Below are 15,145 nucleotides of genomic sequence, written 5' to 3' on the forward strand. Positions count from 1 at the left end.
CCGTGCCGATTAGCGAAACCGATCCGGCTTCCTACGTCACGGCCGCGCGGGCGCCGGAGGACTTCGACAGCTTCTGGGCCTCGACCCTGAGTTTTGACGAGCCCCTCGATGCGCGCTTTGAGCCGGTGTGGGCGAGGGCCATCACCGTCCACGACGTCACCTTCAACGGGTTCGGCGGGCAGCCGGTCAAGGCGTGGCTTGCGGTGCCGACCGGCACCACGACCCGGTTGCCGTGCGTGGTGGAGTTCCCGGGATACGGCGGTGGTAGGGGGTTGCCGCATCAGTGTTTGCTCTATGCGGCCGCGGGTTATGCCCACCTGTTCATGGATGTGCGCGGGCAGGGCAGCGGCTGGCGGGCCGGGGACACGCCAGATGCCAACGCCGGCGACCCGCAACATCCCGGGTTCATGACGCGCGGCGTGCTCGACCCGTCGACCTACTACTACCGGCGGGTCATCGCCGACGCGGTGCGAGCCGTACAGGCGGCCCGGGTCCATCCGCTGGTCGACCCGACCCGGGTGGCGGTGACCGGCATCAGCCAGGGCGGCGGGCTCACCCTGGCGGTGGCCGGGTTGGTGCCCGATCTGGTCGCCGCCGCGCCCGATGTGCCGTTCCTGTGCGACTTCCGGCGCGGCTGCGACGTCGCACCGGCGGGCCCGTACCCGGAACTGGTCCGCTATCTGGCGATCCACCGCGATCGCGCGGAGCGGGTTTTCGACACGCTCGCCTATTTCGACGGCGTCCACTTCGCGGCGCGGGCCACCAGCCCGGCCCTGTTCAGCATCGCCCTGATGGACGAGAGCTGCCCGCCCTCCACCGGCTACGCCGCCTACCACGCCTACGCCGGGCCTCGTGAACTGAGTGTGTATCCGTTCAACGGGCACGAAGGAGGCGAAGCCACCCATGACGCGGTCAGGCTTCGCTTCCTCGACGACGCCTTCAGCCGGTGACACCGACCTCATTCGCCGGGACCGCGGTCAGGTAGATCGCGGTCACGCTCGGCGGGAGAATCCCGAGGTTGCCGCGCTTGGCGAGGTTGAAGTATCCGCGAACGACGATGCTGCCCGCGCCGAACTCGCCGTTGTCGATCTGAGCGTCCGCGACCCTGTCGGCGAAGAAGTACAGGATTACCGAGCCGTCGCACGCGGATTCGCGGTCGGGCTCGCAGCTGGGATCGTCGTTGAGGTCCAGCACCGTCACCGCCTGCTCCAGCGGATCGGCCTGCTGCACACAGGCCATCGGCTGGTCATCGTGGTAGACGCACTTCAGATCGAGCTTGACGAGCTGGCCGTCGTGCTCGTCTGCGAAGTCCAGGAAGCCGCGCATGCCGGCGGCCGTGTCCACGGCGCCGGTGAAAACGGCCGGGCCCTTGTCGCGGTTGACAAATTCGTATATCGCTATCGCACCGGAGATCACGCCGACGATGGTCGCGATCGCGGTGACCAGCTTTGTCCATCGCCTCGGGGTGGAGGCGTTACCCGGCGCGACTACCTGATCAGGATGCACCAGGCCATCTTTGGCCCTGAGCCCGCTGCGCACATCGCCACGGCGGGCTCAACGGTCAAACCGGATAGCTGTCCGAAGCAGCCGATCGCGGTAACCCATATGACGGAAAGCTGCTTTCGCCCGCGCGTTGTGGTCCATCACCCCGAGCAGGCAGATGTCGAACTCCCGCAGCAGAAGGCGGGTGATCGCCGTGGTCACCGCCGCCCCGAAACCACGGCCCTGGTATCCGGGAGCGACCGCGATCGCCGCCAGATAGCCCACGTCATGGCGGCTTCGCTCGGCCCCGACGGCGACCAGCCGGTCGCTGGCGAAGATCCCGTACCAGTTCCGGATGCGGCTGTCACCTGGCCGATTCCCGGTGTACGGCAGCGCCTCGTCGAGGAGTTCGTTGATGGCGCTGTGATGCGGTGCCCCCAGCGGGACGATCTCGCTTTCCAGATCCCGGGCCGGTGCCGGCTCGGTGGTCCACCGGATTTCCCAATCGTCGCGCCTTGCCGACGGGAAGAGCCTCGCCGCCTCATCCGCGCTCTGGCGGGGCAGGTCGAGAAAGGTCAACCCGGTCAGCCCGGCACCGATGGCGGCGGCGAGCAGCGGGTCGCCGAGGCTGTTCGCGATGGTCCCGGTTGTCCACACCACGGTGCCGTTGTCCTGGTAGCCCACCACGTCGTGGCCGGGACCCGGGCTGAACCTGGCCAGAAAATGATGACCGGTCGCGGCAAGCAGTGCCTCGCGACCGGTCCAGGAAGGGTTCATACGGATCAGGCTAGTTTGATGGCTCCATCCACGACGGTGACCGCGACCGCGGGCAGCGCCCGCTTGGCCGGCCCGGCCGCCACAGAACCATCGGCAACTTTGAATGCACTGCCGTGGCAGGGGCAGTTGATCGTTCCGCCGGACACGCCCTCGACCGTGCAGCCCTGATGGGTGCAGACCGCCGAAAACGCTTTGATCACGCCCGCGCTGGGCTGGGTCAGCACCACCTTGCGATCCGCGAAGACCTTGCCACCGCCGACCGGGATATCGGCGACCTTGGCCAAGGCGGGCGCCCCGGCCGGTGGGGCGGCGGCGGGCCCGGACGATCCCGGCGCATTGGCCTGCGCCGGAGGCTGCTGCTGGGCGGGCTCGGCCACCTGCTCGTCGCCGTAAGCCTGGCAGCCCGCGAGCAGCGCGGCCGCCGCACAGCCGCCGGTCAGGATCACCCGTCGAGACGTCATGCCGTGGCCTCCAGACGTTCCGCAAGATCGATCATCGGTTGTGCCTCCTAGAACTTGACGCCGAAAGTGGTGAAGAACCAGTAGGAAGAGGTCAGCCAGAGGCCGATCAGGGCGGTGAACACCAACCCGCCCAACACCGGCAGCACCCATCCGGCCAGGCCCTGCTTGGGCAGCGCGAGCATCTTCAGCGTGAACGCGCCGAAGAAGAAACAGCCCAGCAGCGAGTGGATGAGAGTTCGCGAGTCGAAGCTGGAAAAGCCAAGCGCGTAAAGGCAGTGCACCGCCACCGGTACCGCGAAGAGGAACGCGATGCGTCCTGACCAGCGGTGTAGAGTACCGGCCCAGGCGGGCGGGTTAGGCCCGAGCTTGCCATACATGGCCAGGGCCGAGGCCAGCTGCACCAGGGCGAACAGGGCTGCGCCGCTGGCCAGCCACACCTTGACGGTTTGCGGCGAGGAGAACCCGGCCACGTTGACGGCGACCCCTGTCCCGGTGTGCAGGTTGGCGTAGACCCCGAGGGCCACCGTTACAGCCGCCCCGGCGAGCAGCGGAATCGAGAGAAGTTTGAGGTTGCTCGTCATGTCGGGTCCTGGGGGTTGATGGGCCGCGCCGCGGTCACGTCCAGGCGCGGGGCGGGTTCGGGTTCCTTGCCGTCGGGCGTGCACACGCCCACCTGGGTGCCGTCGGCCAGGACGATCCATCCACAAACGACATTGGCGGAGTTGACGAACTGGGCTGCGCGGTAAAGCCCACCGGGCGGTTGTGCGGTCGGGGCGGTGAAGGTCCAGGACTTGCCCGAGGCGACGATCTTCCCGGTGGCTTTGCCGCCGCCGAAGGTTCCGGTCAGCGTGGCGCCGTTCTTGCCGGTCAGCGAGAGCTTTCCCGCCGCGGCGGTGCCCTGCAGCCAGGCCTCGATCTTCTTGCCGTCGCACAGATAGGCGACGGCCACGCCATCTTTGACGGCGATCGCGATGGTCGCCGCGCCGCCATCGACCACCCCGGCCCAGGTGGCGTTGACCTTGGCGGGTGCCTGCGTGGGAGGTGGCGTCGGGGACAGGGTGGGGGCCGGTGCTGCGGTGCTCGCGGGCAGCTCATTTGCGGCCGTTACCTTGTCGTCGGCCGGTTTGTTGGCCGCGATCGCGCTCATCACCAGCAGCACCGCTGCTACGGCCAATCCGGCCAGCAGCGTTAGGACAGGGGTGCGCTTCATGTCTGTAATGGAAGGTCTGATCTCTTACGAAGTCTGCGTAGAAATCCACAGAGCGCGTATGGTTTCGGCGTGCCGCGTGTCGTCATTTGGACCTTTCACCTCGCACTGCCCATGGCGGGGCTGTGGTTGCTGCTCGCCCAACCGGCCGCCGACCTGACCTGGCACGACTCGGAGAGCCACTTCTGGCTGGTCCTGGTGGTGGCAGTGATCAACGTCGCGCTCGGGGTGCGGATGAGCTCCGCCGCGAGCGCGCGTTCGGACGCCCGCCTCTTCCTGGTCTCGCTGGCGTTCCTGTCCAGCGCGGGCTTCTTCGCGCTGCATGCCCTGGCCACGCCGGGTGTGCTGCTGCATCACGCCAATGCCGGCTTCGATGTCTCCCAGCCGATAGGCCTTGCCGTGGCCGCGATCTTTGCGGTCGCGTCGTCGCTTCAGCTCGACGACCGGCGGGCGGCGGCGGTGCTGCGTGCGCAGCCGCTGCTGCAGATCGGGCTGGCCACCCTGATCGTTTTCTGGGCGGTGATTTCCCTTCTCGACCTGCCGCCGCTCAACGCCACCCCGGGCACCCGCGAGGTGGAGGGGCCGTTGATCGTGATCGCCTTCCTCACGGTGGCGCTCTACATCTTCGCGGCATTCCGTTACTACCTGTTGCACAGGCGCACACCGGCGGCAATGTTGATCAGTGTGGTCACCGCGTTCGTGCTGCTGGCCGAGGCCATGGTCACGGTGACCCTCGCGCACAAATGGCAGCTGTCGTGGTGGGGATGGCATGTCCTGCTCGCCTTCGCCTTCGGCTTCGTGGCCTACAGCGCGTATGTCCAATACGGACGGGAGGGAACGAGCGCCGGTCTGTTCGACGCGATCACCCTCGACCGCACGGCAAAGGCCATCCGAGCCGAATACGGTGCGGCCCTTGAGGAATTGGTCACCGAGCTGGAGGAGCGGGAGCGATCGGGCGGCCCTGCCCCGCACGTGGCGGGTCGGCTGGCGGAACGGTTCGGGCTCAGCGAGGGGCAGACCGCGGTGCTCGACCGGGCCGCCGCCGCGCTTTCCGCTGAGCGAGAGGTCAGCCGCAAGCTCAACACCCTGTTCCGGCACTATCTTTCGCCCGACGTGGCGGCCGCGCTGATCGCCGACCCGGATCAGGCTGCGCTCGGCGGGTCGGTGGTGGAGGTGACCGCACTCTTCGCCGATCTGCGTGGCTTCACGACCTTCTCCGAAGGGGTGGAGCCGGCCGAGATCGTGGCCATGCTCAACCGGTACCACGGAGTGGCCGTTCCCTCCATTTTGGACAATGGCGGCACCATCGTGCAGTTCGTGGGCGACGCGTTGCTGGCCCTGTTCAATGCGCCCGCCCGGCAGCCGGATCACGCCTTGCGCGCGATCCGCGCGGCCATGCAGATGCAGGTGGCGGTGGAAGCCATCGCCGAAGAGCGCCCGGACTGGCCCCGCTTCCGGGTCGGCGCCAACACCGGCCCCGCGTTGGTGGGAAACATTGGCAGCGAAGCATTACGGGGCTTCAACGCGATGGGCGATGCCGTCAACGTGGCCGCCCGGCTGCAGACGCTCGCCCAGCCCGGCCAGGTCATCATCGGCCAGCACACGATGCTGGCCGCCGGCGACCGCGTCAAGAGCGAACCCCTGGGCGACCTGGAGGTCAAAGGCCGGGTGCAGACCGTCAGCGCCTATCTGGTGACCGGCCTGACATGACAGGAGAGTTCTGGGCGCTGCTTACGCCCGCTGAGCGGGAGGACTTCACCCGGCACAGCGTGGTCAAGCAATGGCGGCGCGGAGACGTGCTCTTCCGAGAGGGGGCCGATTCCGACTGGGTGGTCGTGGTGCAGACCGGCCGGGTCAAGGCGTCCTGCCACACCGCTGGCGGGTCGGAGGTCGTCCTCGCCGTAAGAGGCCCGGGTGCCCTGCTGGGTGAGCTTTCCGCGGTCGACAGGGAACCCCGCTCAGCCACCATCCAGGCCGTGGAGCCGTTGACCGCGCTGGTGATGCCGCTGCCCGAGTTCGAGGCCTACCTGTCCGCCCACGGCCGGGTCGCCTACCTGCTGATGCGCATGCTCGCGCAGCGGCTGCGCGACGCCGACCGCAAACGCATCGAGTTCGGTGCGCAGGACAGCACGGGCCGGGTGGCGGCCAGGCTGGTCGAGCTGGCCGAGCGGTTCGGCACCAAGCACGGCAACGGCGAGATCAAGATCGCGCTGCCGCTCTCCCAGGACGAGCTGGCGGGCTGGGTCGGCTCGTCACGCGAGGCCGTGAGCAAGGCGCTTGGCGTGTTGCGTTCGGCGGGCTGGATCCGTACCAGCCGGATGTCGGTGGTCGTCCTCGACCTGGAGGCGCTGCGCCGCCGCGCGGCCTGATGGAATTGGCCGCTTCGCGGCGTTGTTGGGACCTGGCATGACCTCCGAAGAGTCGATCCTGCGCAAATATGAGCGCGCCCAGCTCTTCTTCGCGGCCAAGGACTATCTGGTGGCGGCGGAGTTGCTGGAGTCGGTCGTCGCGGATGCTCCGGCCGACGTTGCCCCGCGCGAGTTGCTTGCGCGTGCCTACTTTCACTCGGCTCAGCTCAAGCGGGCCGAGGCGCAGCTGCGGCTTATCGTGCAGCGCCACCCCACCGAGAGCTACGCCCACCTGATGCTCGGTCGCACTCTGCAACGGCAGAGCCGCCACGAGGAGGCTCAATCCTGGCTTCGGATAGCCGCCGCGCTCGGTGAGGACGTGTCCACCGCGAGCTGAGCCTTGGGCCGGGTGGCCCACCACGCCTCGACCTGGGCCGCGAGGGTCGGCTCCGGGTCGTCGCGGCCGTCGAGCGAACCGAGCCAGTGGCCGAGCAGTTCCGAAACGTGGGACATGTCCTGTGGCTGAACGCTTCCGTGCGCAGCGAAGTAGCCGATCAACCGCTCCGCGTGCGGGTCTGCCGAGTCGCAGGACGGGCAGAGTGCCACGGTTCGCTTTCCGCCGATGCTCGCGGTCAGGCACAGCCTTGCCGCACAGCGCGGGCAGCGGGTGTCTGAGGCGACGCGGACCTCCACAGCAGTCACGCGGTGATCTTAGGGCACCCGAGGTCGGGAGCTTCGGATCTGGTGCGTGGATACTCAAACAAGAAGAGATGTCGCAAAACGGCCGGGCTTTCGGTTTCACCCGTTCGGGTTTGCTGTGGGAGCGCTTCCGCGGATTTCTGGCCGCGCCCCCGGACATGAGACCGGGGGCATGCGGCCGCGGTGCTTAGCCCAGCTTTTTCGGCTGGCGCTCGAACTCCTTGCCCGGCAACGGCCATGGCCATTTGGTGGCGGCGTGGGGGAAACGGCGCAGGTACTCTGCGTCGAGCTCGGCTAACCGGAGCCCAACCGAACCCAGTTCATGGGGGAATCCTCGCTGTTGAACTACGACCTGAAGCTGATGCGTGGCTGCCAATTCTCGTCTGAGAGCGTCATCATCCAACTCAACCGCCGGGATCGCGGTGAGCGTCTGCGTCGGGTAGGTCATCGAGCAGTTCCTAGTCGGGTGTGAAGGTGTCAGGCACATTTGCACGCGAGCAGAGGTACCCCCGAGGACTTCAGGCTAAGCATTCAATTCTCGGCGGTAACCCGACAGAAGGAAATTCTATCCAGGGGTGTCAATTTAGCGCATCGTCGTCGCGTAGTCACTCGTGAGTTCCTCTGCGCGTTCCCACATTGAACTCTCCGGCTTGGTTCCGTCAAGTTGTGCTTTGACGATCTCCAGGCCAGCGTGCCAGGCGGCCGCGATAGCGGGCGCGTCGGAGGCATCGGCGATGGTGTTGGCGAAGATCAGATTTGTGCCGCCCGCGGAGTCTTCGGTCAGCTCCCAGCGCAGCACCTCGTCACCCCAGCTGAACTCGAGCAGGGCCGGCGGGTTGGCCTGCAGCACCTCGCCCGTGCCCACCTGGTCGGCCGGGATGCCAAACTTTTCGACCTGCACCTTGGTCGGTCTGAAGCTCAATGGCGCACCCGCCCGTGGCTCGAACTCCACTCGAGCGGGAAACCAGCAGGCCCGCGGCTCCGGCTGAGCGAGCGCGTGCCAGACGATCTCGCGGCTCTGGTCGAGGTGCAGCTCGAAGCGCAGGACGAACTTGCCGTCGGCGGTCGGGTGAAGAGTTCCCAACATGCTTCAAGTCTCTCAGGGTACGAGGACAATTTTGCCGATTGTGCGACCGGTTTCGCCATACGCGTGAGCCGCCGCGGCGTCTTGCAGGGGGAAGGTCTTCGCCACGTGGACCCGCAACCGGCCCTGATCGGCGAGCAGAGCGAGCGCTTCCAGCCCCGCATGATCGGGCTCGGCCAGAAAATCCAGCGCCCTGACGCCGCGCTCAGCGGCGTTCGCGGCCACCTCGGGCGGCGTGTCGCTGGTCATGGCCACGAGCAGCCCGCCCGGGCGCACCGTCGCCAAGGCCGCGCCCGCCTGCGGCCCGATCAGGCCGATCGCGACGTCGATGCCGGTCACCGAGGTCGCGATGTCCATCGAGGTGTAGTCGATGACCTCGTCCGCCCCCAGCCCGAGCACGAACTCGTGCTTGGCCGGGCTCGCGGTCGCCACGACGTGGGCGCCCAGCGCCTTGGCCAACTGAACCGCGAGATGGCCGACCCCGCCGGCCGCGGCCGGGACCAGCACCCGTTGCCCCGGCTGCAGGTTGGCCGTGTCCACGAGCACCTGGCGCGCCGTGAGACCGGCCAGCGGCAGGCCCGCCGCCTCCACATGCGACAGCGTGGCCGGTTTGCGGGCCAAGTGGCGGCTGGGCGCGGTGATGTACTCGGCATAGGCCGCGGCTTGAGCGGGAAAACGGGGCATCCCAAAGACTTCGTCGCCGACCGCGAACCGGGTCACGCCCCGCCCGATCTTCTCGACCGTGCCGCTCACATCCCACCCGACCGTGAACGGGGGCCGGCCGAGAAACCCACCCGAGCGGCGCACCTTCCAGTCCACCGGATTGACCCCGGCGGCGTGCACTCTCACCAGCACCTCGGTGGGGCCGGGCTCGGGCCGGTCGGCCTCGATCATCCGCAGCACCTCAGGCCCACCCAGGGACTCCTGACGGATCATCCTCACCCGGTTCACCCTACCGGGGGCACAATGAGCGGCATGCTTCCTCCCATCGCCCCGGCCTTCGACCTCGAGACCCTGGTGCAGGCGGCCACCGCCGAGGGCAGCGGGCTGTGGGACCTGTCCCGGGCCACGCTGCACGCCGACGGCTGGGAAAACGCCGTCCTGGAGACAGGTGACGGCTGGATCCTGCGCTTCCCGCGCGACGAGGAGCTCGACTTCGACCAGGAGATCGCCATCCTGCAGCACCTGCAGGGGCGCCTGCTGGTGCGCACCCCGAGCGTCGAATGGATCGGGCAGAAGACCCGCTTCGCGGCCTATCGCAAGCTCACCGGCGCGGCCTTCGACCGGGAGCGCTACGCGTCGGCGAGCGAATTCCAGCGCGAAGCCCTGGCCAGCTCGCTCGCGAGGTTCCTGGCCGCGATGCACGACAGCATGGACGAGGTGGAGGAGACCGAGCTGGAGGTCCCGTTCCTCGACCACGAGCCCACGCTCGAGCTGGTGGTCAAGGAGATGCGCTGGCTGCCCGCGTCGCACTGGAGACACGCCGAGAACCTCATCGGCCAGTTCGCCACGATGTGGGTGGGCGATAACGTTCCCGGCCCAGAGGTGTTGCTGCACAACGATTTCCACACTGGCAACATGGTCTTCGCCGAGCCGGTGGGCGACCTGACCGGCATCTGGGACTTCTCCAACGTCCAGATTGGAGTGCCCACCTTCGACTTCCGGTACTTCGACGGCGCGCCGCGCGATCTGCTGGAACGCATGGCGGGGCACTACCAGATGCTGACCCAGCGCCCGATCGACGTGCGGGCGGCCGTCGTAGCCAACCGCATGGAGAACCTCTTCGACGTGCTGCAGACCCGCCGCATGGATCTTTTTGACACCGTGACCGCCCGGTGGGCAGCAGCCGACGCCGGGCTGTAGTGCGGCGTTCTATTGTGAGGCTGTGCCCAGACCACTGATCGATGCCGCCTCGCTGGCCGCGAAGCTCTCCGCGGAGAACCCGCCGACCGTTCTTGACGTGCGCTGGAAGCTCGGGGCGCCGTCCGCCTACCCCGACTACCTGGCCGGGCACGTGCCCGGGGCCGCCTTTGTCGATCTGGAGCAGGAGCTGTGTGGGCCGGCCGGCGCCGGTGGGCGCCACCCGCTGCCCGATCCGGAGCAGCTCCAGGTGGCGCTGCGCGCGGCCGGTGTGAGCAGCGACCGCGAAGTGGTCGTCTACGACCACGGTGACGGCATGGCCGCGGCCAGGGCCTGGTGGACCCTTCGTTGGGCCGGTCATCATCTGGTACGGGTGCTCGACGGCGGATATCCGGCCTGGGTGGCCGCGGCGGGGCCGATAAGCGTAGAGCCGTCGGCGGTGACGCCGGGCGAATTCAAGGTCGAGCCCGGCGCGATGCCGGTGCTCGACGCGGAAGAGGCCGCCCGGGTGGCCCGGGAAGGGGCGCTGCTGGACGCACGCGCACCGGAACGCTTCCGCGGCGAAACCGAGCCGATCGATCCCGTGGCCGGCCACATTCCGGGCGCGATGAACATGCCCTACGCCAAACTGGTCAACGCCGACGGCACCATGCGCGACGACCTCATCTCGATCCTGCCCGCGGCCGTTCAGGTCGGGGCCTACTGCGGGTCGGGGATCACCGCCGCCCACACCGTTCTGGCGCTGTTCCAGGCGGGCCGGGACGACGCGGCGCTCTACGTCGGCTCGTGGAGCCACTGGATCACCGACGAGGACCGTCCAATCGCGACAGGCGACGGCGAATGAAGTCGCTTGTGCTGTGGAGCGAAAAGCTCCTCGAATACGACCTGGGCAACCATCCGCTCGACCCGGTGCGGGTGGAGCTGACCATCGCGCTGGCCCGCGACCTCGGCCTTCTCGACCGGCCCGGCGTGACCGTACGTGAGCCGGTCGCGGCCACCGATGAGGAGCTGTTGCGGGTGCACCGAGCCGACTACCTGCATGCGGTGCGAGTGGCGCCCGACGACCCGTTCTTCCGCGGGTACGGGCTGAACACCCCGGACAATCCGGTTTTCGACCACATGCACGAAGCCTCCGCCCTCGTCGCGGGGGCGAGTCTGGCCGCGGCCCGGGCGGTGTACAGCGGCGAGGTGACCCGGGCGGTGAACGTCTCCGGCGGGCTGCATCACGCCATGCCCGCGCGGGCATCGGGCTTCTGCGTCTACAACGACCCGGCCATCGCCATCGCCGATCTGCTTGCGGCTGGCGCGCAACGGATCGCCTACGTCGATATCGATGTGCATCACGGGGACGGGGTGCAGGAGATCTTCGCCGATGACCCGCGGGTGCTGACCGTGAGCCTGCACGAGAGCCCGATGACCCTGTTCCCGGGGACGGGTTTCCCGACCGAGGTGGGTGGGCCCGCCGCGCTTGGCACTGCGGTGAACGTCGCGCTCCCACCTGGGACCCGGGACAGGGGATGGCTTCGGGCTTTTCATGCGGTGGTGCCGAGCGTGCTTCGTGCGTTCCGGCCGCAACTGGTGGTGCTGCAAGCGGGCGCCGACTCGCACCAGCTCGATCCGCTCGCCAACCTGCAGCTCAGCGTGGACGGGCAGCGGGCGGCCGCGATCGCCGTGCGCGACCTGGCCGACGAGTTGTGCGGCGGGAAGGTGATCGCGACCGGTGGTGGCGGCTACGCGCTGATGCAGGTGGTGCCGCGCACCTGGTCGCATCTGATCGCGACGATGACCGGTGATCCGCTCGACCCGGCCACGCTCACCCCGCCCTCGTGGCGTGCCTTGGCGCGCAAGCGTTTTCCCGATCAGGATCCACCGCAGCGGATGACCGACGACGCCGACGTCGGGTTCGAGCCCTGGCAGCCGGGGGTGGGGCAGGATCCGCTCGACCGGACCATCCTCGCCACGCGTCAGGCGATTTTCCCCTACTACGGGCTCGACCCGATGGATGCGCGAGACTGACATGCGTCCCCGGGCGGCAGATGTCCTGCTGGCGGATGGCACCACCGTCCACTTGCGACCGATCGACGCGACCGACGCCGATGCGGTGGTCGCCATGCACGGCCGCTTCTCCGAGCAGACCCGCTATTTCCGCTATTTCTCGCCCTATCCACGGATCCCGGCGCGAGATCTGGACCGTTTCGTCAACGTGGACCACGTCGACCGCGAGGCGCTGGTCATTGCGGCAGGCCCGGATCTGATCGGGGTGGGTCGCTACGAACGGCTCGGCCCGGACGCGCCCGACGCCGAGGTGGCGTTCGTGGTGGAGGACGCCTATCAGGGCCGCGGCGTGGGTTCGGTGTTGCTGGAACACCTGGCGGCCGCCGCACGCGAGGTGGGCATCGAAAGGTTCGTCGCCGAGGTGCTTCCCGCCAACGGCGCCATGTTGCGCGTGTTCACCGACGCGGGCTATGAGGTGAGCCGTCAATACGCAGACGGCGTGGTGCATCTGACCTTCCCGGTCGCCCAGACGCAGCGATCGCTTGCCGTGCAATGGGATCGCGAGCACCGCACGGAGGCGCGCTCGGTCGCCCGGCTGATGCGCCCGGAAGGCGTGGCAGTCTATGGCGCAAGCTCCTCCGGGCGCGGGGTGGGCGCGGCCGCCCTTGCCCACCTGCGTGCGGGCGGCTTCACCGGGCCCATCCACGCCGGCCGCCACCTGACCGAACAAGCCGACCTGGCCGTGGTCGCGGTGCCGCCGGAAGCCATCGGCGAGGTCGTCGCCGACGCGGCCGCGGCGGGAGTGCACGGCCTGCTGGTGATCACCGAGCTGGATCCTTCGCAGCGCCGCGACCTGGTCGAGGCCACCCGAGCCGCCGGGATGCGGCTGGTCGGGCCGGGCAGCCTGGGCCTGGCCGACCACACCGTGCACCTGAACGCGACCCTGGTGCCCAGACTGCCCGCCCCGGGCCGGGTGGCGCTGTTCAGCCAGTCCGGAACATTGGGCCTGCACCTGATGGCCGAAGCGGACCGCAGGGGCCTTGGCATGTCCAGCTTTGCCAGCGTGGGCAGGCGCGCCGACGTGTCCGGCAACGACCTGCTCCAGTTCTGGGCCGACGACCCGCAGACCGACATCATCGCCATGTACCTGGAAAGCTTTGGCAATCCGCGAAAGTTCGCCCGGATCGCGCGCACGGTCGGCCGTCGCAAGCCCATCATCGTGCTCGCATCGGAGACCGGCGCCGGGGGAAGCTCCACTTTGGACTCCGCGGCGCTGGAGGCGTTGCGCGCTCACTCCGGTGTCATTGAGGTGGGTACAGTGTCGGAGCTGCTGGACGTGGCCAGCGTGCTGGACAGTCAGCCGCTGCCCGTCGGCGACCGGATAGCGGTGGTGAGCAACGCTTTCGCCATGACCGCCCTCGCCGCGGCGCGGGTCCGCTCGGCCGGGCTGCAGGTGGGCCGCAGCGGCTCGGTCAGCACCTCCGCACCGCCCGCGGAGCTTGCCGCCGCGGTTCGCTCCGCCGTGGAAAGCGACGACGCCGACGCGGTTGTGGTGGTGGTGACCCCGCCCCTGCCCACCGGCCCGCTGAGCGCCTCGGAGACCGAGCTGCTGCTGCCCTACATGCAGGTGCTGGCGGAGGTGGTGCAGGCGGCCGACAAGCCGGTGGTGGTGACCAGCCTGCCGGGCGAGGCGGGCCCGGCCGGAGTCCCGTCCTTCCGTTCCATCGAGGAGGCGGTGCGCGCCCTGGCCCACGCTGTCCGGCGGGCAGCTTGGCTGCGCGAGCCGCCGGGCACCCTGCCCACACCGTTGCGGCCCACGGTTTCGAGCATCGCCGAGGCACTTGAGGCCTACGACATCCCCGTGCTCACCTCATATCTGGCCGATTCCGTGGACGCCGCGCAGGCCCGCGCCGAGGAGGCTGGATATCCGGTGGCGCTCAAGGCGGCCGAGCATCCGCAACGGATCGACCTCGGCGCGGTGCGGCTCAACCTGGGCTCGGCCCCGCTGGTGCGCGGCGCCTACACCGACCTCGCCGCCGCGTTCGGCCCGACCGTGGTCGTGCAGAAGATGGCCCCACCCGGCGTCGCCTGTGTCATCGAGGTCCGAGACGATCCCGCTTTCGGCCCGGTGGTCGGTTTCGGCCTGGGCGGCCCCATTCCCGAACTGGTAGGCGACCGCGCCTGGCGCGCAGCCCCGCTAACCGATCGCGACGCACAAGCCCTGCTGCGCACACCCAAAGCCGCCCCACTACTGGCCGGTGTAGATCTGGCCGCCCTCGCCGAACTCCTCGTCCGGATAGGACAGCTGGCCGATGAGGTCCCAGGCTTGCGCAACATCGTCCTCAACCCCGTGCTAGCACACGAAAAAGGCTGGACCGCCCTGCACGCCGCCGGCGTCCTCGACACCCCCGCCGACCGCCCTGACTCCGGCCCCCGCCGCCTCTAACCCCACCCACTGACACCCAAAGACGCACCTTGACCATGAAGTTGCGTCTATGGGTGCAGAGCAAAGGTGTGGCGCAGACACTGTCCTGCCAGGCGGGGAACACTGCCGCGGGGGAGGTTGTCGCCGGCGGAGCCGGCGGGGGTGGGGAGCACGCAGGTGGCGTTGCCGCCGGGAGATACGGCGAAAGACCACAACGAACCGGCGTAAAGGCATAAAGGAAGGCGGGGCAGCGAACCGAGACGGTGGGCTGGGGTGAGCGGGCAGAGTAAGAGGGCGCGGCCCGGGAGTGGGTCGCGCCCTGTGAAGGCTGGGGAGAAAGGGTTAGCTGGCGTAGACGGAGAGGCGGGTGCCGCGGTCGCCGTGGCGCAGCTTGTTGAGGGTGGTCTTCTCGATCTGGCGGATGCGCTCGCGGGACAGGCCGAACTCCTTGCCGACCTCGTCGAGGGTGCGGGCGCGGCCGTCGTCGAAGCCGAAGCGCAGGCGGATGACCTCCTGCTCGCGCCGGGACAGGGTGGAGAGCACGATCTCTACCTCGTCGCGCAGCTGGCCGTGGGCGAAGCTTTCGCTGGTGTCGCTGGTGGCGGTGGCTGCGATGAAGTCGCCGAGGGAGCTTTCGCCGTCTTCGCCGACGGTCTGGTCGAGGCTGACCGGCTCACGGTCGTAGGAGATCAGCTCTATGACCTGGTACTCGGGGATCTCCAGGGCGGCTGCCAGCTGAGCGATGGAGGGCTCCCGGCCGAGGGTGGAGGCGAGGTCGCGGCGGACGCGGACCATGCGGTTCACCTG

At 68.7% G+C, this 15,145-nt stretch carries 18 protein-coding genes; 8 read left to right on the top strand and 10 right to left on the bottom strand.

Translation table 11 applies throughout. The features are described 5' to 3' along the window. The first annotated feature begins 2 nt into the window (after nt 1–2). The gene (locus Rhe02_RS33135) at nt 3–950 is read left to right on the top strand and encodes an acetylxylan esterase (RefSeq protein WP_203912374.1); all 948 of its coding nucleotides are present in this window, start codon (nt 3–5) and stop codon (nt 948–950) included. Here the strand turns inward: Rhe02_RS33135 and Rhe02_RS33140 are convergent. From Rhe02_RS33140 to Rhe02_RS33160, 5 genes are read right to left on the bottom strand one after another with little or no spacing between them, the layout of a single operon-like run. Next, complete coding sequence (locus Rhe02_RS33140; RefSeq protein WP_203912375.1) at nt 940–1,506, bottom strand: hypothetical protein; 567 nt, start codon at nt 1,504–1,506, stop codon at nt 940–942. The genes Rhe02_RS33135 and Rhe02_RS33140 overlap by 11 nt on opposite strands. Before the next feature lie 48 nt (nt 1,507–1,554). Further along, a complete protein-coding gene (locus tag Rhe02_RS33145) occupies nt 1,555–2,259 on the bottom strand; it encodes a GNAT family N-acetyltransferase (protein WP_203912376.1) in 705 nt (234 codons plus the stop codon). 5 nt (nt 2,260–2,264) lie between these two features. Next, the gene (locus Rhe02_RS33150; protein ID WP_203912377.1) at nt 2,265–2,720 is read right to left on the bottom strand and encodes a Rieske (2Fe-2S) protein; all 456 of its coding nucleotides are present in this window, start codon (nt 2,718–2,720) and stop codon (nt 2,265–2,267) included. A 47-nt stretch (nt 2,721–2,767) separates the two neighbouring features. Beyond that, nucleotides 2,768–3,301: a DUF6529 family protein gene (locus Rhe02_RS33155; protein WP_203912378.1), complete on the bottom strand. Its 534-nt coding sequence runs from the start codon at nt 3,299–3,301 to the stop codon at nt 2,768–2,770. Then, complete coding sequence (locus Rhe02_RS33160) at nt 3,298–3,930, bottom strand: hypothetical protein (protein WP_203912379.1); 633 nt, start codon at nt 3,928–3,930, stop codon at nt 3,298–3,300. The genes Rhe02_RS33155 and Rhe02_RS33160 overlap by 4 nt, the downstream gene beginning before the upstream one ends. A gap of 111 nt (nt 3,931–4,041) precedes the next feature. On the opposite strand from Rhe02_RS33160, the gene Rhe02_RS33165 reads away from it, so the two are divergent. From Rhe02_RS33165 to Rhe02_RS33175, 3 genes are read left to right on the top strand one after another with little or no spacing between them, the layout of a single operon-like run. After that, nucleotides 4,042–5,637, top strand: coding sequence for an adenylate/guanylate cyclase domain-containing protein (locus tag Rhe02_RS33165; RefSeq protein ID WP_203912394.1), 1,596 nt, complete (start codon nt 4,042–4,044; stop codon nt 5,635–5,637). Beyond that, the gene (locus Rhe02_RS33170; RefSeq protein WP_203912380.1) at nt 5,634–6,296 is read left to right on the top strand and encodes a Crp/Fnr family transcriptional regulator; all 663 of its coding nucleotides are present in this window, start codon (nt 5,634–5,636) and stop codon (nt 6,294–6,296) included. Before Rhe02_RS33165 ends, Rhe02_RS33170 begins: the two co-directional genes overlap by 4 nt. Before the next feature lie 37 nt (nt 6,297–6,333). Next, nucleotides 6,334–6,672, top strand: a complete 339-nt coding sequence (locus Rhe02_RS33175; protein ID WP_203912381.1) for a tetratricopeptide repeat protein — start codon at nt 6,334–6,336, stop codon at nt 6,670–6,672. Here Rhe02_RS33175 and Rhe02_RS33180 read toward each other — a convergent pair. The 4 genes from Rhe02_RS33180 to Rhe02_RS33195 all read right to left on the bottom strand — a co-directional run bounded on the left by Rhe02_RS33180 (nt 6,615) and on the right by Rhe02_RS33195 (nt 8,994). Beyond that, complete coding sequence (locus Rhe02_RS33180; RefSeq protein ID WP_203912382.1) at nt 6,615–6,977, bottom strand: DUF6300 family protein; 363 nt, start codon at nt 6,975–6,977, stop codon at nt 6,615–6,617. The genes Rhe02_RS33175 and Rhe02_RS33180 overlap by 58 nt on opposite strands. Before the next feature lie 184 nt (nt 6,978–7,161). Further along, entirely contained in the window at nt 7,162–7,422 is a 261-nt protein-coding gene (locus Rhe02_RS33185) for a DUF6158 family protein (RefSeq protein ID WP_203912383.1), read from the bottom strand. A gap of 135 nt (nt 7,423–7,557) precedes the next feature. Beyond that, entirely contained in the window at nt 7,558–8,061 is a 504-nt protein-coding gene (locus tag Rhe02_RS33190) for an SRPBCC domain-containing protein (RefSeq protein WP_203912384.1), read from the bottom strand. Nucleotides 8,062–8,073: 12 nt separating this feature from the next. Beyond that, nucleotides 8,074–8,994 carry an NADP-dependent oxidoreductase gene (locus tag Rhe02_RS33195; RefSeq protein WP_308442041.1) on the bottom strand — a complete coding sequence of 307 codons (921 nt, stop codon included), beginning with the start codon at nt 8,992–8,994 and terminating at the stop codon, nt 8,074–8,076. Nucleotides 8,995–9,033: 39 nt separating this feature from the next. On the opposite strand from Rhe02_RS33195, the gene Rhe02_RS33200 reads away from it, so the two are divergent. From Rhe02_RS33200 to Rhe02_RS33215, 4 genes are read left to right on the top strand one after another with little or no spacing between them, the layout of a single operon-like run. Continuing rightward, the gene (locus tag Rhe02_RS33200; RefSeq protein ID WP_203912386.1) at nt 9,034–9,921 is read left to right on the top strand and encodes a phosphotransferase family protein; all 888 of its coding nucleotides are present in this window, start codon (nt 9,034–9,036) and stop codon (nt 9,919–9,921) included. A gap of 22 nt (nt 9,922–9,943) precedes the next feature. After that, nucleotides 9,944–10,762, top strand: coding sequence for a sulfurtransferase (locus Rhe02_RS33205; protein WP_203912387.1), 819 nt, complete (start codon nt 9,944–9,946; stop codon nt 10,760–10,762). Next, the gene (locus Rhe02_RS33210; protein ID WP_203912388.1) at nt 10,759–11,934 is read left to right on the top strand and encodes an acetoin utilization protein AcuC; all 1,176 of its coding nucleotides are present in this window, start codon (nt 10,759–10,761) and stop codon (nt 11,932–11,934) included. Before Rhe02_RS33205 ends, Rhe02_RS33210 begins: the two co-directional genes overlap by 4 nt. Further along, nucleotides 11,921–14,359 (top strand): GNAT family N-acetyltransferase, encoded by a 2,439-nt coding sequence (locus Rhe02_RS33215; RefSeq protein ID WP_239124216.1) that lies wholly within the window; start codon nt 11,921–11,923, stop codon nt 14,357–14,359. The genes Rhe02_RS33210 and Rhe02_RS33215 overlap by 14 nt, the downstream gene beginning before the upstream one ends. Before the next feature lie 321 nt (nt 14,360–14,680). On the opposite strand, the gene Rhe02_RS33220 is transcribed toward Rhe02_RS33215, so the two are convergent. Continuing rightward, a partial coding sequence (locus Rhe02_RS33220; RefSeq protein WP_203912389.1) for a sigma-70 family RNA polymerase sigma factor occupies nt 14,681–15,145 on the bottom strand: 465 nt, incomplete at its 5' end.

It is taken from the genome of Rhizocola hellebori (assembly GCF_016862955.1).
GTDB classification, from domain to species: domain Bacteria; phylum Actinomycetota; class Actinomycetes; order Mycobacteriales; family Micromonosporaceae; genus Rhizocola; species Rhizocola hellebori.